A 20431-nucleotide genomic window follows, 5' to 3' on the forward strand; every position below is an offset into this window, starting at 1 on the left:
GAAATCACCTACATGGCCTTCCAATACGGCGAAATGTACACCTTCGACACCGTCTGCAACGACGTCCTCCAACGCAAAGAACCCCTCGACTGGAACGCTCCCACCGACAAGGGCTACTAAACACCCATGAAAACACCCACCACCGCAGCGTAAAGGTAACTTGCCCATAAATTCCGTAATATGGCTTGGCTCAAACTCTTTAGTATCTACCGCTATATAACTTATGTAACTGAGAAATCTCTGGTCCCACTAGATAAAAGAGTCTCATTGGTCGCAAAAAAGCTATAGACTGCGTACACTCAGGATATTTGGTTCCACCAAATTACTAGAAAGTTGGTAGGCATTTTCTACCCTGACCGGGTAGCCCTACCTGCCCTGTAGCACACACCCACAGATCCGGCTGAAAGGTGACCGAGCATGCCCGTGCCCCCTCTTGCCCAACGTACCCCACTTGAACGTACCCACCACGGTGATACTTTTATCGACCACTACGAGTGGCTCCGCGATAAAGAAAGCCAGCAGGTACTGGACTATCTGAAGGCAGAAAACGCTTACACTGAGGCCGCGACAGCCGACCAACAGCCCCTACGTGACGCTATTTTTGAAGAAATCAAGGGCCGCACCCAGCAAACCGACATGTCGGTGCCTTCGCGCAGGGGGGCCTGGTGGTACTTCAATCGCACCGTCGCCGGTCAGCAGTACCCGATTATGTGCCGGGTTCCCGCTCAGACCGAGGGCAGCCTGGCGGAGCGCTACGAGCCACCGGTCGTTCAGCCCGGCCAGCCTCTTGACGGGGAGCAGGTCGTCCTGGACTGTAACGACTTCGCCCGCGATATGGCTTTCTTCTCACTGGGCTCTTTTCAGGTCACCCGTGACGGCACCCTTTTGACTTTCAGTGTTGATGACTCCGGCGATGAACGCTACACCCAGTACTTTAAGAATCTGGAGACCGGTGACTTCCTCCCCGAAACTTTGGAGAACATCTTTGCCGGTGCTTTCTTTGCCTCCGGCGCAAGCCACCTGATCTACTCAGTGGCTGATGAGTCCTGGCGGCCCTATGAGATTCGCGCTCATGCGCTGGGCACCAGCCCGGAGCAGGACATTGTGCTCTACCGCGAGGACGACCCCGGTATGTGGCTAAGCGCGAACATGTCCTCATCCCGCACCCACCTTGTGATTACGTCCTCAAATTCTGAATACTCAGAGACTCGCATTATTAACATTCACGAGCTGGGCCAGCTTGAGCCCACCCTCATCCTGCACCGGGATGCTGGGCTTGAGCACACCACCGACATTATCGATGTCAACGGAACCGGCTACCTGCTACTGGGGCACAATTACCAGGCTCCTAACGGTGAGGTTGTTCTTGCTCCCCTGCATGACCGGTATCTTGCTTTTGAGGACTTCCGGGCGGGCTGGATTCCTCTGATGCCGCACAGTTCCCAGGTCAGGATTGAGAGCTTCAAGTTCTCCCGTAACCACTGGGTGGTTATGGCACGTGAGAACACCACGGTCAAGGTCTTTATTGCCCCTCGGAGTGCTCTAGCAGAGCAAATTGCAAACCCGCATGCTCAGGGAATAGAGCTCTATGAGCCGGGCGGTTTTACCGATGAGCTTTATACCTCGGCCTTTTCGGGGGTCAATATCATGTCCCCGGTGATACGGCTGAACTACACTTCCTATCTAACCCCCAATAGCGTCTACGATTATTTCCCGGACAGCGATGAGCTCATTTTGCGCCGGCAGACCCCGGTCCTTGGCTACCTGCCAGAGCAGTACACGGCCTACCGCATGTGGGCACCGGCTGAGGACGGGGCTATGATTCCTCTGTCTGTCATGCACCGCGCTGACCTGGATCGGAGTCAGGGACACCCTGTGATTCAGTACGGCTACGGCTCCTACGAGTCCTCCATGGACCCCTATTTCTCAACGGCCCGCCTGAGCGTGCTGGACCGAAACGTCGTTTTCGTTGTTGCCCATGTTCGAGGTGGCGGGGAGCTGGGCCGCGCCTGGTACACCGAGGGCAAGAAACTGGCTAAGAAGAACACCTTTACCGATTTCATTGCTGCTACCGACTTTTTGGCACAGCAGCCCTGGGTTGATGCCTCCCGCATCGGAATTATGGGCGGTTCTGCCGGTGGTCTACTGATGGGTGCGGTGGTGAACATGGCTCCCGAGAAGTACGCCGCTTGTCTTGCACAGGTACCCTTTGTGGATGCTCTGACCACCATTCTTGATCCTAACCTGCCGCTATCGTCCCTGGAGTGGGAGGAGTGGGGCAACCCCATAACCGACCGTGAGGTCTATGAGTACATGAAGTCCTACAGCCCCTACGAAAATATCCGCCCGGTTCGCTACCCCGCCATTGCAGCGGTCACCTCGCTCAATGACACCCGAGTTTTCTATGTGGAGCCAGCCAAGTGGGTTGCCGCTCTTAGGCACACCATTGCACAGGACTCCCCCACGCCTCTCCTGAAGATTGAGATGGAGGGCGGTCACGGTGGCGGTTCGGGGCGCTATACCGCCTGGAAAGAAATCGCCTGGGACTATGCCTTCTTACTACAAAAGTTAGGTGCTCAAGACTGAGCGGACACAGGCCGGACGGCCCCTTGCATAAGTTACGACTATGACAAACAATATTTCAAAGGTCCCTCTGAGCATCACTCAGGAGGTCTTACTCTCCATTCTCAGTAAACCTGCTTACCGGGCTCAGTGGATGCCCTATGCTCAGAGGCAAAGGGGCTCTTTGGTCAACCAAAGAGCTGTAGCCACCTTCATCGCCTATCATCTCTCTGACGAGACTGGCACAGAGGTATCAGTAGAATCGCTTAAGGACCGCGTATCACGCGCACTCACGGGCTATCTACCCTCCGATTCAACGCTTCAGCTCTTTGCGTCCGCTTTTGGTTTCACTCTCTCAGAGCGCCAGGAGCTACGCCAAGCCCTTTCGGCAGATACCTTCTCTCGCAGGGCTATATCCACTACCTCGGCAGATGAGGAAGAGCCACCAGATGCCCTAGAAAGAGCACGTTCAGACTATACTTCTTTGTCCACTATCATGATCTGCCATACGGATAGGGAGGGCCTTTTAACCAGCATCGACATTACAGAAGTGATCCAAGCTGACAGGGATCATGTCACCCGTATCCTACCCCGCTTTGAGGCCCCTCAGGCTGATTTTAATCTGCTGGAGGGGGGTCAGCTACAGGTGACCCAGGCGCCGGAGAAGATCAAACCCCACGGGGAGGATAACACCCTGTGGGAATTGGTTATCCAGCCTCCTAGCCCCATCCGCAAGGAACAGATCCACCAGGTACGGTATCGAATCGATATCGACCCCTCTGAAGATCAGCTCATAGATAACCAAAATTGCATCACCCTGGGGCCTTTTGAAAAGGCCCGTTACAATTTCACCTTAGTGATTGATGGACAGGCGCCCCTGAAGAACATGGTCAAAAAAATCTGGGGACCCACCATCGATGAATCCGAATTGATTGATTCTTCTAGCCTGCCCGACCAGTCCTATCATTCCCTGTCCCTACCCATTATTCAGGACACCATTGTTGCCTACCAGTGGGAGCACTCCCACTCAGATTCTTAAGGCTTTGAGAGAAAGTCACTCTAGTCATGAATCATAATCCTGATTTTCCTTCCCTGGACGAGGGTGCCCAGCTACCGGCGCCCCATTCCTTTCGTGACCAGTCGGTCAAACTAGCCAGCGCGATTCTGCGCCAGGAACTACTCTCTGCAAGCAACCGCGCTATCTGGTCTAAGCACACCGCTTCAGATGGCGATCCGCCCTCCCAGACTCTCTCAGTCAGGGCCATATCCAGGGCCATCGCCGCCCATTGCAAACACTATTATGGTCAAGACTGCTCCAGCAACCGCTATAAAGACCGGGTCAGCCGCGCTATTCGCGGGGAGCATATCAGTCTTGACACCCTCAATCTTTTCACCGAAACCTTCAGTTTCAGCCCCTCCGCCAGCGCTAACCTCCATGAAGTACTGACCACTGGGATCGAAACGGATGAGATGCTCGGAATGCTCAGAGTGGTCCCCCAGGCATCTATCGTCAGTTCCTTCACCAGAGTTGATTTAGCCCCCTCAGATCAGGATGGGGAGGACCATGTCATGGCTCATATCAACGCCAAGCTCCTGAGCCTAGAGACCGGTTGCTCGGCCTTACTGCTACCGCTTTCAGCTACTAGCACAGTCACCGTCCGAGAGAGCAACTTCTTACTCAGCAGGCTAGAGGGTGGCCCGGAGTGGGTTTTTACTCCCATGCAGTACATACCACCCCTGCAAACCTTTATGCTCAGGTTTTCTGTCCTTATCCAGGCTCCTGCCGATTCCGAGGGCTTCCGAAAAATCCACTTCCCCTTAGCGACGCGCGTTCATTCCACCGGGATCCGGGTTGAGACGGGAGGGCAGAAAAAAGACATCGAAATTCTACTGGAGGGTCGCGGGTCCAAAGCAGACACAACTTTAATCCATGAAACAGTGGAGGACTACTCGTCCTGTTTTATCCCCCTACTCAGCGACGACTATCTGGTGGTTCGGTGGCGCTAGCAGCTGCCTTTTCCCGGTGCTACATAAGAACGACATGGGCACTTATAGAATCAAAGCACCGGTTGAGGTAAAACGGCTGAGGCCCTCTTGAGGGGTTACTCAGCCAGCCAGGAGGGCTCTAACCAGCCTGACAAACCGCAGGTGCTCACCTCATATCTGCAGGCATGCTGGCCAGTAGGATCTCTCCCCCCAGAGATCTGGCTCTCCTAACGGCGGAACCCACCCGGTCACTGATTCAGGTAGTTTTGGTGCGATATAGCTCCTGAATCTCTAGGGCTTGTTTTTCAAGCCCAGCTCTTGGCCCGAAAGGTCAAGATGATGCCCCTAGGGTATAAATGGTGCGAGTCAAACAGCCCACCTGCTAGCAGGTGGGCTGTTTGCTATTGAGGCCCCTCGTAGAGGCTTTTATACGGCCAGTTTTTCTAAAATCAGCTCGCGCACACGTCCGGCATCTGCCTGCCCCCGGGTTGCTTTCATGACCTGGCCAACGATAGCGCCAACAGCCTGAATCTTGCCGGCCCGAATCTTATCGGCAACATCGGGCATAGCTGCCAGAGCATCGTCGATAGCGGCGGTCAGCGCCCCATCGTCAGAGACAACAGCAAGGCCGCGCTTCTCGACGATTTCAGCGGGTTGGCCTTCACCGTCAATGACAAAGCCAAGTACCTGGCGGGCAATCTTGTCGTTGATCTTCTGAGCTTCAACCAGCTTATTTAGCTCGACAACGGTCTGGGCAGTCACACCGGTTTCCGTCAGTTCAACTTCACCTTCCTTGGCGATACGAGCGATTTCGCCCATCCACCACTTACGAGCAACGGAGGCGGGAGCACCAGCAGCTACGGTTTCCTCGATAGCGTCCATAGCACCGGCGTTTACTACGTCGCGGAACTCCTCGTCCGAGAAACCCCAGTCAGCCTTCAGACGGCGACGGCGCTCGGCAGGAGGCTCGGGTAGCTCTGCACGCAGGCGCTCAATCCATTCACTGTCGGTAACAACGGGAACCAGATCGGGCTCCGGGAAGTAGCGGTAATCGTCAGCATCGGACTTGGGGCGACCCGATGTGGTTTCGCGGGTGTCCTCGTGCCAGTGACGGGTCTCCTGAACGACCTTCTCCCCTGCCTCAAGAACAGCCGCGTGGCGCTGAATCTCGTAGCGGACAGCACGCTCAACGGAACGCAGTGAGTTCACGTTCTTGGTTTCTGAGCGGGTACCGAACTCGGTGGTGCCCTTAGGCATGAGCGAGACGTTGGCATCACAGCGCACGTTACCGCGTTCCATCTTGGCATCGGAGATACCCAGGTTTTTGACGATTTCACGGATTGCCGCAACGTAGGCGCGGGCCAGCTCGGGCGCACGCTCACCGGCACCCACAATGGGGCGGGTCACAATCTCAATGAGCGGAACACCGGCACGGTTGTAATCCACCAGTGAGAAGTCAGCGCCCTGGATACGGCCAGCGCTACCACCCTTGTGGGTCAGCTTACCGGCGTCCTCTTCCATGTGGGCACGTTCAATCTCAATGGTAAAGACGGTGCCATCTTCCAGCTCGACATCCAGTGACCCGTTGGCGGCGATGGGCTCATCGTATTGGGAGGTCTGGAAGTTCTTGGGGGTATCGGGGTAGAAGTAGTTCTTCCGCGCGAAATGTGAGATAGGAGCGATTTCGCAGCCCAGAGCCAGACCCAGCTTAATCGCGGATTCAACAGCCTTGCCATTGACCACCGGAAGAACACCGGGCAACCCCAGCGAAACAGGGGTGATGTTGGTGTTGGGGGTGTCACCGAACTCGTTGGGGGCCGCGTCAAACATCTTGGTTTTGGTGTTGAGCTCTACGTGCACCTCAAAGCCAAGTACGGGGTCGTACTTCTCCATGGCTTCTTCAAACGACAGGATTTCGTCAGACATTTACTTAGCTCCCTCGAAGTCGAAGTCACGGATTAGGGTTTCAGTATCGGGTAGCTGCTCGTGCAGGTAGCCACCCCATTGAGCGACAAGCAGGGCTTCCAGGCCTGCACCTGCGCGGTAGAGACGGGCGTCCTCATGGGCAGGAGCGGTGAACTGGATACCCACGGGCAGGCCGTCTTCATCTGCTAGACCGGCAGGCAGAGACAGCGAAGGAACACCGGCTAGGTTGGTGGGCACGGTAGCGATATCGCCCTTGTACATAGCCATGGGGTCGCCCTTGGTCTTCTCGCCCAGCTTGTAGGCGGTGGTGGGAGCGGTGGGGCTGATCAGTACATCTGCAAGCTCAAAAGCCTTAGCGTAATCGCGCTGAATCAGGGTGCGAACTTTCTGGGCTGAGCCATAGTAGGCATCGTAGTAGCCGGCAGAGAGTGCGTAGGTACCCAGAATGATGCGGCGCTTAGCCTCGGCACCAAAGCCTGCTGCACGAGAAGCAGCCATGACGCGCTCGATGGTAATGTTGCCTTCTTCGGGCAGCTTACGCAGGCCAAAACGAACGCCGTCATACTTAGCCAGGTTTGAAGAAACCTCCGAAGCCATAATCAGGTAGTAGGCACCGATTGCTTCCTTGACGGAGGGCAGGGACACCTCAACGATTTCGGCTCCGGCTTCTTTGAGAAGTTCCAGTGACTCATTGAAGCGAGCCATGACACCGGCTTGGAAGCCCTCGCCGGTCAGTTCCTTGATGACGCCTACGCGCAGACCCTTGATGCCACCCTCAGCGGCACCTTCACGGGCTGCCTGAGCGTAAGCAGGGACCTGAACGGGCAACGAAGTGGAGTCCTTGGGGTCATGCCCACCGATGACCTCGTGCAGTAGCGCGGTATCAAGGACGGTGCGAGCACAGGGGCCTACCTGATCCAGAGATGAGGCCATAGCAATGACACCGTAGCGGGAGACTGAGCCGTAGGTGGGCTTGACACCGACGGAGCCGGTAAGAGCCGCAGGCTGACGGATTGAACCACCTGTGTCGGTCCCCAGGGCCAAAGGAGCCTGGAAAGCCGCAACGGCAACGGCTGAGCCGCCGCCTGAGCCGCCGGGAATGCGATCCAGTGCCCAGGGGTTGCGGGTTACGCCAAAGGCGGAGTGCTCGGTGGTGGAACCCATCGCAAATTCATCGAGATTGGTCTTACCCAGAATAGGCATGCGCGCTTGGCGGAGCTTCTGGGTGACGGTACCGTCGTAAGGGCTTATCCAGCCCTCAAGCATGCGGGAGGCGGCAGTGGTGGGCTGACCCTTGGTGACGATCAGATCCTTCACGGCGATAGGGACACCGGCCAGGGCAGGCAGTTCCTTACCAGCGGCACGGTCTTGGTCAACGCTCCGAGCAACAGCCAAAGCTTCCTCAGAGTTCAGGTGCAAGAAAGCGTTCAGGCCGCTCTTGCCAGCGGCCCGGTTATCGGGGTCAAGCGCCTGACCATCGGTAGCAAGGATATGGTCCAGGTAGGCCTGGGTCACCTCAACTGAGGTCAGCTCACCAGCGGCAAGCTTTTCAGCAATTTCGGCTGCGGACAGTTTAATAATGTCAGTCATGCCTGCTCCTTAATCTTCGTCCAAAATAGCGGGCACCTTGAACTTGCCGTCCTCAGCGTCGGGGGCGCCGGAGAGAGCTTCATCAGCGCTCAGGGTCTCCCCTACAAGGTCTTCGCGGAAGACGTTCTTGAGCGGAATCGGGTGGCTGGTTGCCGGGATATCGTCAGAGACAGCATCAGAAACAGATTTAACGGATTCAACGATGATGTCGAGTTCAGCGGCCATGGCAGCTAGTTCCTCGTCAGTCATCTCGATATGAGCCAGGGTAGCTAGGTGCGCTACCTGCTCACTCGTAATTACAGACATAATCACTTCCACATTTTAGATAGAGGTTTTCATGGTCTATCTTAGCCCGCTTGCCTGCTTAACACGATTTTCCCGCCCTTACCCAGGAGCTAAGAAACCCACGACCATGGAGAGCGCAGAAAAAGCTGTGGCCTACACCCTAAGGTGTAGGCCACAGCTACAGGTTTTATAACCGCTTGAAGCTAAGAGTTGAGGTCTTACTTAGCGGGGATGTTCAGTACCCAACCGATTTCAATGACGTTTGCGTCCTTGATGAGGTCGGAGTTAGCTGCTACCAGCTCGTCCCAGCCGTTGAAGCCGTGAGCGTAGGCGATAGCGGAAAGGGTGTCACCGGCAACAACGGTGTAGGTCTGACCTGCGGGTGCTGCCTCAACAACGGGAGCTGCTTCAACGACAGGTGCTGCCTCAACAACGGGAGCTGCCTCAACAACAGGTGCAGCTTCAACGACAGGTGCTGCTTCAACAACGGGAGCTGCCTCAACAACGGGAGCTGCCTCAACAACAGGAGCAACAACTTCGGTTACGGTGGTTGACTGTGCTGCCACTGCAGGAGTCTCAGCAACGGCTGCGGGTGCGCTACCGGTGCCGTAGGCGTAGAGGTTCAAGCGAGATGAACATGCAGGCCAGGCGCCCCAGCCCTGCATCTGCAGGAGGTTTTCAGCTACACGAATCTGCTCTGCCTTTGAAGCAAACTGGGGGCTACCGGAGCCACCTGCTGCTGCCCAGGATGAAGGGGTGAACTGCAGACCACCGTAGAAGCCGTTACCGGTATTGATTGACCAGTTACCGCCTGACTCACACTGAGCCAGAGCTTCCCAAGCTTCGAGGGGGGCAGCGTTTGCTGCGGGGGTAGCTGCCAGAGATGCGGCTGCTGCGCCACCGATTGCCAGTACTGCTGCTGAACGACGAATATTGGAAGACATGTAATGCTCCGTGAGGCCACCTTATGCTCTTTCCATCCCTGGACGTCTTCGCATTGCCGTCTACCCGTAATCGTAGTGGGATCAGTTGAGGCTATACCCTGTAGACGGCATCAGGTGTGCGGTACAGCCCAGCATGCGTTCACGGCTTCCACCGTGAACTATTGACCGCCCATTCGGACGATCGTTTATTGATTCGTAGATAACGATAACGTAACGATTTCAGCTTTGCCAACCCCAATTTGAGACACAACACAGTCAAAGGGCGCGACCCCCATCGCCTCTGGAGGGTGCGATACACACACTTAAAGACAGGCTTGTATCACCCTTCACACCTTAAAAAATCCCTGATTTTTGGGGATATATAGGTTTTGTATCTGGGAGGCTAAGAGCGGGACAAGCATTTTTTAGACAGGTTAGAAGGTTCTTTTAATTTCTCAAAAAAAATTTCAACCCCTAGCCTGGCAGGTGGTTCTAGGTCACAAAAAGGTCACAAGATCCAAAAACCCTGTGACCTTTCCGTAATTACCCTCTAGTGGGAAGGTTCGCTTGCACCCGCCAGAAGCGCACGGAACCCAGCCTCGTCCAACACAGGGACACCAAGCTGTTCAGCCTTATCCAGCTTAGAGCCAGCTGAAGCCCCTGCCACCAGGTAACTTGTCTTCTTAGAAATCGATCCAGATGCCTTGCCACCACGAATGATAATCGCTTCCTTTGCGCTATCGCGGGTAAAGCCCTCTAGAGTACCGGTGACCACTATAGTCAGGCCCTCCAGCGTCCTCTCAATTGCGGTGTCTCGTTCGTCCTCCATGCGGACCCCAGCAGCAGCCCAACGCTCAAGGATCTCCAGATGCCAGTCCTCACCAAACCATTCCATGAGGGAACGAGCAATAATTGCCCCTACCCCATCTACATGCGCCAGTTCTTCTTCACTGGCCGCCCTGATAGCATCCATTGAACCGAACTCTGTGGCCAGGGCACGAGCCGCAGTGGGCCCAACATGGCGGATAGAGAGTGCAACCAATACCCTCCACAAGGGCTGACTCTTGGCCTTTTCAAGCTGCTCGAAGAGCTTTTCAGTATTGCGAGTGGGAGCGCTCGGCTTTTTGGCGGTGCCACGGGTGTAGAAATAAGGCACAAGTTCGGTAGCACCGGTAGCAACACCCCTGACCTTCTTCTCTCGCTCAATCCGAACATCAGCTAAGTCTTCGGCGGTGAGGTCAAAAAGGAAGGCTTCAGATACCAGTGGTGCCTGGGCAGGAGCGGCAGGACTGGTCAAAGCTCGAGCGGCCTCGTACCCCAGGGCTTCAATATCAAAAGCACCGCGCCCGGCCAGGTGGTTAACGCGCTCGGTTAGCTGAGCCGGGCATGAACGAGCGTTGAGACAGCGAATATCGACGTCCCCGTCCTTAGCCGGGGCAAGAGGCTGACCACATGAGGGGCAGTCTGTGGGCATCACGAACTCCCGCTCACTACCGTCACGTAGCGCAACAACGGGGCCTACGATTTCGGGGATGACGTCCCCAGCCTTGCGCAGCACAACGGTATCGCCAACCAGAACCCCCTTAGCTTTCACCACATCCTGGTTATGCAGGGTAGCCATCTCAACGGTAGAGCCTGCAACCTTTACCGGCTCCATTACACCGTAAGGAGTGACGCGCCCGGTGCGCCCAACGTTGACCCGAATATCAAGTAGCTTGGTGTTGACTTCCTCCGGTGGATACTTATAGGCAACGGCCCAGCGAGGCACCCGTGAGGTATAGCCCAGGCGCTCCTGGGTAAAAAAATCATTGACCTTAATGACGATGCCATCAATCTCGTGCACCAGAGAGTGGCGCTGATCGCCGTACTGGGCAATGAAATCGAGAATCTCGGCCCTGCCAGTCAGCAACTGGGAGTAGGGGCTCACCGGCAGACCCCAGGCTTTGAGCTGGTCGTAGGTCTCGTACTGGGTGCTGATATCAAGCCCGGTGCGCGAGCCAATACCGTGCACAAACATGCTCAGGGGGCGCTCGGCGGTCAAGGCCGCATCTTTTTGACGTAGCGAACCAGCCGCCGCATTGCGGGGATTAGCAAACGGCGCCTTGCCCTGGGCAATCATCTGCTCATTCAATGAACGGAAGTCAGCCGAGGAAATAAAGACCTCACCGCGAATCTCCAGCTCTTCGGGGTGGCCCTCCCCCGCTAATTGGGTGGGGATAGAAGCGATAGTCAGTACGTTGTGGGTGACGTCTTCGCCCGTGGTACCGTCGCCGCGAGTAGCGGCACGAACCAGCTTGCCCCGACGGTAGAGCAGGTTAACAGCCAGACCATCAATTTTCAGCTCGGTCAGCCAAGCCGGGGTCTTCCCGGTCATCTGCTGAGCATTAGCCTCAGCGCGGTCCAACCAAGCGCCCAACTCTTCTAGTGAGAAAACATCTTCCAGAGAGTACATACGGGCCAGGTGGGTTACCGGGGCGAAGGCGGCTGAAGCTTCGCCTCCCACCTCTTGGGTCGGTGAGTCGTTAGCTACCAGCTCAGGATACTGGGCTTCCAGCTTCTCAAGGTCCCGGTAGAGGGTATCGTAGGCAGCATCGGAGATGGTAGGAGCATCGTTCACATAGTAGCTTTGACGCGCCTGACGCACCCGGTCCACAAGCTGGTCATACTGCTCACGAATATCTGTGGGAATCTGCTGGCGCTCACCGCCGCTTGCTTGAAGCTCGAGGGCAGTTTCTTCGACAGAGGCTAAGTCTTTATTTTCACTCACGCTTCCATTGTGCCCTATAGGAGGGCTTGACCAAGAAAACCGGGCGTAGATATGGAACAAACCCCACGCAAAAGCCCCACCTGCATCTGCAGGTGGGGCTCTGTCATTAGCCGTTTATTTCACGGTGCAGGTCTTTCTCAGAGTGGAACTGCTCTTCTTCGGTCGTGGTTGTATGGTGGTAGTCATAACCGTCAATACCGGTCACAATCTGCTGGGCGGCGCTCTCAGTTAGCTCCTTGAGCTCATCGGCACGAGCTTGGGCATCCTCAGTTGTAATCGCATCGGCTACCACAACCGTGATGTTGTCACGCCCGCCAGCACGCAGAGCCGCCATCTGAAGCACATCCGCCGCATCTTGGGGGTGCTCAACGGTAGCTAAGACACGCGCCATATAGTTATGGGACAGCTCGCCGGAAAGCCCATCGGAGCACATCATCAGGCGATCCCCCTCGCGGGCAGGAATTACCCAGAAATCAGGTTCCCAGTAGTTACCGGTACCCAGCGCACGAGTAATGACGTTGCGCCGGGGGTGTGTCAGCGCCTCAAGAGCAGTAATCTGGCCTGTATCGACCAGGTACTGAACCTCGGAGTGATCCACAGTAATCTGCTCAAGCTCCAAACCGTCGACAGGGCCGTTCGAGATAGAAAGAGCGTCCTCGGTTTCTACGTCTTCACTGCGCACCAGCCGGTAGGTGCGAGAGTCACCCACATTGAAGATAAACCACATCTGCTGGTCCCCTATATGGGTGAGCCAGGCACCGGTCACGGTGGTACCTGCTCGTAGGTCCAGGGCACCTTTAATGGCTTCATCGGCTTCCCCGATGATCCCTTTAATCTTGTCTAGAGTCTTGAGAATCTGACGATTAAGCGCTGAAGTTTCTTTACGACGTCGGCGGAGCAGGCGGCTACCTGCATCCCCAGAAAGAGCCTCGCTCGCGACCTCGGAGTCAAAGGCTTTTTCTTCTTCAGGGGTCATGCCACCGGGCAAACTAAAGATTGGAGAATAGGCCAGAGTACGAGTGCATAAGCGCGAAGCAACCTCGCCTTTCTCGTGCCCTCCCATTCCATCAGCTACCACGCAGAGAGTGCCAGCAACGACCACGGAGTCTTCATTATTATCGCGGTACTGGCCTACGTCAGTTGACTTGCCCGCATATACGGTGAGTTGTGGGGCCGGGGTCATTCGAAATCGATCTCCAGTTCGTTGCCTATGCCCGGGGTTATTGCCACGGGCCTAACATTACCGAACCCGCGCACGTTACGTACGCCCTGCGGGATCAGCACAAATCGTTTATCGTCTTCAAGCGCCTCAGCGGTTGAAGCATCGGTGAGCACAATTCCGGGCTCAGTCAAAGCTACCAGGCGAGAAGCCAGGTTAACAGTGGGGCCGTAGATATCGCCCAGACGGGGCAGAACCCGCCCCCACACAAAGGACACTCGAGCTTCGGGGAGCAGGGGGTCTTCGCTAATGAGCTTTGAGAGCGCCAAGGCGATACGAGCACCGTCTTCAGGGGACTCTACCAGGTACATGACCTCATCGCCCACGGTTTTGATGATACGCCCGCCCCCCACAGCAATAACTTCGGCGCATCGCTGCTCAAAGTTCTTCACCAGAGAAGCCAGTTTGCGCTCGTTCATCTCACGAGAGAGAGAGGTATACGAAACAAGGTCAACAAAGCCAACACCGCGCGCCAAGGGCAAATCACTATCGGCCAGTGGTGCGCCGTCTTCCTCGTTGCGCAAAGCAAGGCGCAAAATCGCAGAGTTAAGCATGCGACGGTAGCCATAGACCGTAATATCCTCGAGGTCTTCAATCAGACGCGGGAGCAGGTTCAGCAGTTCCCCCCGGGCTTGTGTATCGGTCAGACCCCCGTGGATTACCATGTCTTCAACCAGGGCCTCTACCTGCCAGACAACCATGCGGTCCATCATTTGCCCGACCGAGCGGGTAATGGAAAGAGCGGCCTCTTCGGAGAGCTGACCTTCTTGCACTAGAGAGTTCACCGTCTTAAGCGCCTTGCTGTCGGCGTGCGTGAAGTGCTCGTCATCATCCTTGTGGTTAGGGAGCCCCAAAGACCGCCAAATTTTACGGGCGGTCAGCAGGGAAACACCGGCTTCTTCAGCCACCTCCCGGCGTTTCATGGTCAGGTTATCACCCAAGAGAGCACGCTCAAGCTCTAGCACTCCCCGGCGGGCTTCGTCACTGCGGTAGAGCAGACTCTGGACGCGATTATGGGGGCGCCTGCTCCGGCTGCTTGCACTGCCGGTTTCCTCGGCTCTTTCGCTACCGGGTGCTGACTTCTCCACTGGAGTATTCCTTCTCTTCTCTCTGGCCTGAGCTCGGTGCCTCGCCATTATTACTAGCTGGACCCCAAGGGGCCTTCTTCAAGAATACCCAAATCGGTGTGACTTGGGCTACGACCGGCAGGGGTAGAGTTTCATTTACCTGCATATTCTATGCCCCCGGTCACTTTTTCAAAAACCATACAGCCATATGTGGGCTCATCACAGGACTTTTTAGGCAAAAACCCAAGGCAACCCCTGCCTCGCTTGGTCAAAAGGGATACCCCTTAAACGCCCAAAGGTGCTAGCGCTCTAGATACTCTTCTTGAGCAGTGCGGATACGGGCACTAAATCTCTCGGGATCAGGAACAGCCCGCAAAACATGGCTGATGCCACGCCCATACACGGTCAAAGGAGCCGCCGCCACAACCCCCATCAAAGCTTTGTACCCCACGCTCACCCTCTCAATTTCATACAGGGGGACGCAAATGTCTTTCTTGGCAGATAAGCCCCGGCGAATGACCAGCCGATCACTGGTCAGCAGGTAACTGGTCAAAATCCAGGCTGCGAGGTACCTGACGGCAAGCACAGCCAGCACCAAAGACACCATAAGGGCCGGGTATGAGATCCAGGCCTGCGCCGAGCCTAGCGCCGAGGAAAAACTCCACAGTGCCATGGCTACCAGCACATAGCACAGAGGGCGCACAAGCACGATCCCGTGAGCGCGCGTAGCGGTCAGCGTGTATTCATCTGGGTTGAGTGGTCCGCGTAGTTTCATCGCCTTTGAGTGTATCGGGGAAAGCTGAAAACATACCTCAACCCACCCTGAAAAGAGCCCTGTATATATAGGTATAAATGATTGGGAACAGGCCTCCCTTTACGCTCCAGCACCGTATCCTTCGGGTCGAACATGCACCACATCACCTACAGTGAAGCTGCGTTCCTGACCGGTAGCTGAGCGAACAACCAGTTGACCTTGGTCGGTCAGGTCTACACCGACCCCTCGGAAAATCTCCTCCCCCGGAAGGTGAATGGTCAGTCTGGAACCCAGGGTACTCATGGCGTCTTTGAGTCTCTGAATCAGAGTTCCTGCTCCCCTGTCAATCCCAGCATCAAAGCCTGCCGCCGCAAAGTCACGATAGTGCTGTTCAAACCGCTGGGCCAAGATGTTGAGAGCGCGGTTAAGATTGACCTCCTGTCCGGTTGCAACAAGAGTGCTAGTGGCAGTGGGCACCGGCAGCTGTTCCTGGTTGACGTTCAGGTTCATACCAATACCCACCACTACCGAGATGTTCCCTTCTGGCTCTATGACCAGTTGAGCAAGAACCCCGCAGACCTTACGGTTTCCCAGCAAAACGTCATTGGGCCACTTGATGGAGGGGCTTAGCCCACACAGTTGCTCCAGGGCATCACAAGCCGCCAAGGCCACCAGCGAAGTAAACCAGTGATACTGATCAGGCGCTACCTTATTGGCAGGGTTGGCATGAGGGCGCACCATAAAACTCGTTGCAAGGGTTGCACCGGGCGGAGCGACCCACACCCTATCCAGACGCCCCTTACCTGCATTCTGGTCTGAGGTACTCACCAGTGAAAGTTCACCGTAGCTACGCCGAGTCAGCGCATCGCCTACCAGAATCTTGCGGGCGTATTCGTTGGTAGACCCGACCCTGGTCAGCACCTCAACCCGGTCGTACCCGGTCAGGTTAAGCTCAGTTGCGCTGAGTTTGGCGTGCATGATGGGCCCTTCTAGCTTGGGGTATCTTCTGCCCGTCATTTTACGGCTTTTGTAGCTTCCGCCGTAAGAGGGGTGAGATACTGGCTACACCATGCACCCTATGAAAGGCTATTCCCTTGGCAGTTTATGCAGTCCAGTACTCTTACGGTCCCGCCGAAGTTCAGGCTGAGCACCGCCCCGCCCACCGTCAATACCTTGCCCAGCTCCACGAGCAGGGCAAGCTCTACGTCTCAGGCCCCTTGGTCGATGATCCCGCCGGCGCTCTGCTGATCTTTGAAGTACAGAACCGCCAAGAGCTCGACCAGCTTGTTGCGGCTGACCCCATGCACTCCGGCGGCGCCGTTACCGGCCACACTGTCCGCGAATGGAACCCTGTCATCGGCAAGCTCGGTTAGTAAACACAGTAAATACTGAGTATCTCCAGGGAGGGGTTAGGGCAGAGCTACGTCTCATGACATAGCCAGATGCTCTAGCCCCGTCTCTTATTTAGAAAAAATGACCTCAAAATCACAAGAATAATTGGGTGGCACAAGCGGCGCAGTCTATAGTTGTTAGGAAGGACCCCACCGCCGGTCAGTCCCCATCCGCCCTACCAACCCCCGCGTGAGAAGGCCCAGCATGAGCGAGAACTCCACTTCCGAAGCCCCCGATCTGACCACCACAGCCGGTAAGATTGCGGACTTCTACGCCCGCCGCGAGCAGACCCTAGCCCCTACCGGTCAAGGCCCTATCGACCGCCAGCATGAGCGAGGCAAGCAGACCGCTCGCGAGCGCATTGAGATGCTCCTGGATGAGGGTTCTTTCGTTGAGTTTGATGCTCTAGCCAAGCACCGCACCACCGCTTTCGGTATGGAGAAGAAGAAGCCACTCGGTGACGGTTTGGTTTCTGGCTATGGCACTATTGACGGGCGACTGGTTGCTGTTTATTCTCAGGACTTCACTGTCTACGGTGGTTCACTGTCGCAGGTCAACGGCGAGAAGATTGTTAAGGTTCAGAAGTTTGCGCTGAAGAATGGTTGCCCCATTATCGGCATTAATGACGGTGGCGGCGCCCGTATTCAGGAGGGCGTGGCTTCGCTGGCTATGTTTGCCGATATCTTCCGCATGAATGTTCGGGCCTCGGGGGTTATCCCCCAGATTTCGGTCATCATGGGTCCCTGCGCTGGCGGTGCGGCTTACTCCCCCGCTCTAACTGATTACATTGTCATGGTAGATAAGACCAGCCACATGTTTATTACCGGCCCCGATGTAATTAAGACTGTGACCGGTGAAGAAGTTGATATGGAGACTCTGGGTGGTGCCCGCCAGCACAATGCTGTCACCGGTACCTCCACTTACCTGGCTGAGGATGAAGAGGACGCCTTTGACTTTGTGCGTGAGCTGGTAGAGTTTCTGCCCTCTAATAATCTCAGCGAGCCTTTCCCGCTGGATCATGACCAGGAGCCGCAGGTTACGGTCGATGACCTTGACCTGGATTTGCTGATTCCCGATTCCGCCAACCAGCCCTACGATATGCGGGCTGTGATTGAGTCGGTCGTTGATGACGGCCACTTCTTTGAATTACAGGCGCTTTATGCGCCCAACGTGATGATTGGCTATGCCCGCCTTGAGGGTAAGACCGTGGGCATTGTGGCTAACCAGCCCATGCAGTTTGCGGGAACCCTCGATATCAATGCTTCGGAGAAGGCCGCTCGCTTTGTGCGTAACTGCGATGCTTTCAACATCCCGATTCTCACTTTTGTTGACGTTCCCGGCTTCCTACCCGGTACCGACCAGGAGTTCAACGGAATCATCCGCCGCGGCGCTAAGCTACTCTACGCTTACGCTGAGGCGACGGTTCCGCTGGTTACCGTCATTACCCGCAAGGCCTACGGTGGTGCCTACATTGTGATGGGTTCCAAGAAGCTGGGCGCTGATATTAACCTGGCCTGGCCCACTGCCCAGATTGGTGTCATGGGTGCCCAGGGTGCCGTTAATATTCTCTACCGCCGTGAGCTGGCTGCTCTTGCCCAAGAAGGTGGCGACATTGAGGCTAAACGGGCTGAGCTGATTCAGAAGTACGAGGAAGAACTGCTTAACCCCTACCAGGCGGCTGAGCTCGGCTTTATTGACGAGGTAATCGCGCCCTCCGAAACCCGCGTCCGTCTTGTAGGCGCCTTGCGTGCTCTGCACGATAAGCGGGCAGCAACCCCCGCCAAGAAGCACGGCAACATTCCCCTGTAAAGGTTTAGGTAGATATGGCAACCGCTAACCCGCTCTCTCTTCTGGGCTTCGGCAAGAAACAGCCTGCACCCCGTTCTACCCCTGCCAAAGTAGAGCACGATACACCGGGTGCTCTCGAAGAGCCTCCCGCTCTTTTTTCTGTGGTTAAGGGCAACCCAACCGAGGAGGAACTAGCAGCCCTTGCCAGCGTGATTGTCGCAGCTCAGCAGCAGGCTAATGCGCACAAAGAAACCGCGCTGGAGCTGTGGCAACGCCGTCTGAATAAGACCCAACGGCTAGGTGTGAAGCTTCGACCGGGGCCGGGGTCTTGGAGACGGGCGCGGCCCCAGTAGCATCATGTGGTGAGGGTAGCTAGCTAAGTTACCTAACCTTTACCTGTGACCGCTCCCATAAAAGCTAGGTCATACTGCCTACAATGGTAGGTATGACTATGCACCCTGAACTTCCTGAAATTTTCCGCACCGAACGCCCGGAAACCCAGATTGACCGGATCGCCAACGCTCACTTTGAGAAACTCCTAGAACTTGATCCTGCCTTTGCCACCATGGAGGGCTATAAGGGCCGGGAAACCGAGTACGCAGACTACTCCCCTGCGGGTATCGAAGAATATGTGGCTACTGTTCGGGCTACCCTTGCCGCACTTGATAGCGCCCAACCAGCAGATGATATTGATCTTGTCACTCTCGATGCTATGCGCGAGCGCCTGGGCCTTGAGATTGAACTGCACGAAGCTGGCCTCGACAGCTGGGAGCTCAACAACATCGCCTGCCCCGTTCAAATAATTCGCGCTACCTTTGACTTGATGAACCGCTCCACTCCCGAGGACTGGGGGCACATCGCAGGGCGTCTGCACAATGTTGCTGCCGCTATTTCTGGTTTTACAGAAACCCTAGAACAGGCTCGTCAGGCAGGTAAGGTCTCTGCTGTTCGCCAGGTCGATACCATTATCGAGCAGGTGGGCGCTTACGTCTCTGAGGGCGGTTTCTTTGATTCGTTGGCTCAGGAAGTCGTGGATGCTTGCCCCGAACACGCTGAGCAGGCCCGATCCGGGGCAGAATCGGCCAAGGCCGGTTACGGTAAGTTCCTGACCTATTTGAAAGAAACTCTGCGCCCCGAAGCCCCTGAACAGGATGCCGTGGGCCGTGACCGCTATGCCCTGTACTCCCGCAAATTTGTGGGAACCGCCCTGGACCTTGAGGAAACCTACGCCTGGGGTGTGGAAGAACTCGACCGGATTATCGAGGCACAGAAGCAGGTTGCCGAGCAGATCAAACCCGGGGCCAGTATCGAAGAAGCCAAAGCACTTCTTGACGCGGACCCCGATCGAACTCTCAAGGGAACCGATGCTCTGCAGGCCTGGATGCAGAAACTATCCGACGCCGCAGTCGACTACCTGAGCCGTGAGCACTTCACCATTGAAGGTCCCCTGCGCAAGCTTGAGTGCATGATTGCCCCCACTCAGGAGGGCGGTATCTACTACACCGGACCGTCCGCTGATTTTGAGCGGGCAGGGCGTATGTGGTGGTCTGTTCCTGCGGGCGAGGACACCTTCGGTACCTGGCGTGAGACCTCGACGGTCTACCACGAGGGAGTCCCCGGGCACCACCTACAGATTGCTTACGCAACCGCTATGGCCGATGCCCTCAACAAGTGGCGTGCCAGTGCCTGCTGGGTCTCCGGTCACGGCGAAGGCTGGGCTCTCTACGCTGAGCGCCTGATGGATGAGCTGGGCTATCTTTCTGATTCCGGTGACCGGATGGGTATGCTCGATGCCCAACGCATGCGCGCGGCACGGGTGGTCTTTGACATTGGTTTGCACTGCCAGTTTGAGATCCCTGAGCGTTGGGTAGCTGAACTCGGTCTTGAACCGGGTGTCTGGGATGCGGAGCGCGGCTACGCCTTCCTGGAAGCTAACCTGGATACCTCTGAGGGCCAGCGCCGCTTTGAGTTCCTGCGCTACCTGGGCTGGCCGGGCCAGGCCCCCTCCTACAAGGTAGGTGAGCGTGTCTGGCTCCAGCTCCGGGAGCAGGCACGAGCTGCCGGTATCTCTGACCGAGACTTCCATACCCGCGCCCTCCTTCTGGGCTCAGTAGGGCTTGACACCCTGCGCCGAGCACTAGCAGCCTAAATACAGCTCATATGCCCCGCACT

The 20431-nt window shown here is 56.2% G+C and carries 16 protein-coding genes; 7 read left to right on the forward strand and 9 right to left on the reverse strand.

Features of this window, described 5'->3' with window-relative positions:
• The first annotated feature begins 417 nt into the window (after positions 1 to 417).
• The 3 genes from ACN082_RS05310 to ACN082_RS05320 are packed head-to-tail and all read left to right on the forward strand — an operon-like array spanning position 418 to position 4569.
• Positions 418 to 2586, forward strand: a complete 2169-nt coding sequence (locus ACN082_RS05310) for a S9 family peptidase (RefSeq protein ID WP_419099813.1) — start codon at positions 418 to 420, stop codon at positions 2584 to 2586.
• 40 nt (positions 2587 to 2626) lie between these two features.
• Positions 2627 to 3601, forward strand: coding sequence for a hypothetical protein (locus tag ACN082_RS05315; protein ID WP_419099814.1), 975 nt, complete (start codon positions 2627 to 2629; stop codon positions 3599 to 3601).
• A 26-nt stretch (positions 3602 to 3627) separates the two neighbouring features.
• Positions 3628 to 4569, forward strand: a complete 942-nt coding sequence (locus ACN082_RS05320) for a hypothetical protein (RefSeq protein ID WP_419099815.1) — start codon at positions 3628 to 3630, stop codon at positions 4567 to 4569.
• A 405-nt stretch (positions 4570 to 4974) separates the two neighbouring features.
• Here the strand turns inward: ACN082_RS05320 and gatB are convergent, their stop codons facing one another.
• The 9 genes from gatB to ACN082_RS05365 all read right to left on the reverse strand — a co-directional run bounded on the left by gatB (position 4975) and on the right by ACN082_RS05365 (position 16057).
• On the reverse strand, positions 4975 to 6474 hold the full coding sequence (gene gatB / locus ACN082_RS05325) for an Asp-tRNA(Asn)/Glu-tRNA(Gln) amidotransferase subunit GatB (protein WP_419099816.1): 1500 nt from the start codon (positions 6472 to 6474) through the stop codon (positions 4975 to 4977).
• Positions 6475 to 8064 carry an Asp-tRNA(Asn)/Glu-tRNA(Gln) amidotransferase subunit GatA gene (gene gatA / locus ACN082_RS05330; RefSeq protein ID WP_419099817.1) on the reverse strand — a complete coding sequence of 530 codons (1590 nt, stop codon included), beginning with the start codon at positions 8062 to 8064 and terminating at the stop codon, positions 6475 to 6477.
• A gap of 9 nt (positions 8065 to 8073) precedes the next feature.
• Positions 8074 to 8370 (reverse strand): Asp-tRNA(Asn)/Glu-tRNA(Gln) amidotransferase subunit GatC, encoded by a 297-nt coding sequence (gatC, locus tag ACN082_RS05335; RefSeq protein WP_419099818.1) that lies wholly within the window; start codon positions 8368 to 8370, stop codon positions 8074 to 8076.
• A 197-nt stretch (positions 8371 to 8567) separates the two neighbouring features.
• Entirely contained in the window at positions 8568 to 9293 is a 726-nt protein-coding gene (locus ACN082_RS05340) for a transglycosylase family protein (protein WP_419099819.1), read from the reverse strand.
• A 529-nt stretch (positions 9294 to 9822) separates the two neighbouring features.
• On the reverse strand, positions 9823 to 11961 hold the full coding sequence (ligA, locus tag ACN082_RS05345; RefSeq protein ID WP_419099995.1) for an NAD-dependent DNA ligase LigA: 2139 nt from the start codon (positions 11959 to 11961) through the stop codon (positions 9823 to 9825).
• Between the two features lie 184 nt (positions 11962 to 12145).
• Positions 12146 to 13222, reverse strand: coding sequence for a PP2C family protein-serine/threonine phosphatase (locus ACN082_RS05350; protein ID WP_419099820.1), 1077 nt, complete (start codon positions 13220 to 13222; stop codon positions 12146 to 12148).
• On the reverse strand, positions 13219 to 14346 hold the full coding sequence (locus tag ACN082_RS05355) for an adenylate cyclase regulatory domain-containing protein (protein WP_419099821.1): 1128 nt from the start codon (positions 14344 to 14346) through the stop codon (positions 13219 to 13221). The genes ACN082_RS05350 and ACN082_RS05355 overlap by 4 nt, the downstream gene beginning before the upstream one ends.
• Before the next feature lie 280 nt (positions 14347 to 14626).
• On the reverse strand, positions 14627 to 15100 hold the full coding sequence (locus ACN082_RS05360; RefSeq protein ID WP_419099822.1) for a PH domain-containing protein: 474 nt from the start codon (positions 15098 to 15100) through the stop codon (positions 14627 to 14629).
• A 99-nt stretch (positions 15101 to 15199) separates the two neighbouring features.
• A complete protein-coding gene (locus ACN082_RS05365) occupies positions 15200 to 16057 on the reverse strand; it encodes a biotin--[acetyl-CoA-carboxylase] ligase (protein WP_419099823.1) in 858 nt (285 codons plus the stop codon).
• Between the two features lie 116 nt (positions 16058 to 16173).
• On the opposite strand from ACN082_RS05365, the gene ACN082_RS05370 reads away from it, so the two are divergent.
• The 4 genes from ACN082_RS05370 to ACN082_RS05385 all read left to right on the forward strand — a co-directional run bounded on the left by ACN082_RS05370 (position 16174) and on the right by ACN082_RS05385 (position 20408).
• Positions 16174 to 16452, forward strand: a complete 279-nt coding sequence (locus ACN082_RS05370) for a YciI family protein (protein ID WP_419099824.1) — start codon at positions 16174 to 16176, stop codon at positions 16450 to 16452.
• Positions 16453 to 16675: 223 nt separating this feature from the next.
• On the forward strand, positions 16676 to 18280 hold the full coding sequence (locus tag ACN082_RS05375; protein WP_419099825.1) for an acyl-CoA carboxylase subunit beta: 1605 nt from the start codon (positions 16676 to 16678) through the stop codon (positions 18278 to 18280).
• Between the two features lie 14 nt (positions 18281 to 18294).
• Positions 18295 to 18612, forward strand: a complete 318-nt coding sequence (locus ACN082_RS05380; RefSeq protein ID WP_419099826.1) for an acyl-CoA carboxylase subunit epsilon — start codon at positions 18295 to 18297, stop codon at positions 18610 to 18612.
• Between the two features lie 92 nt (positions 18613 to 18704).
• On the forward strand, positions 18705 to 20408 hold the full coding sequence (locus ACN082_RS05385; RefSeq protein WP_419099827.1) for a DUF885 domain-containing protein: 1704 nt from the start codon (positions 18705 to 18707) through the stop codon (positions 20406 to 20408).
• Positions 20409 to 20431: the final 23 nt, after the last annotated feature.

Origin of the sequence: Rothia sp. CCM 9417, from assembly GCF_048513575.1 — a bacterium.
GTDB lineage: Bacteria > Actinomycetota > Actinomycetes > Actinomycetales > Micrococcaceae > Rothia.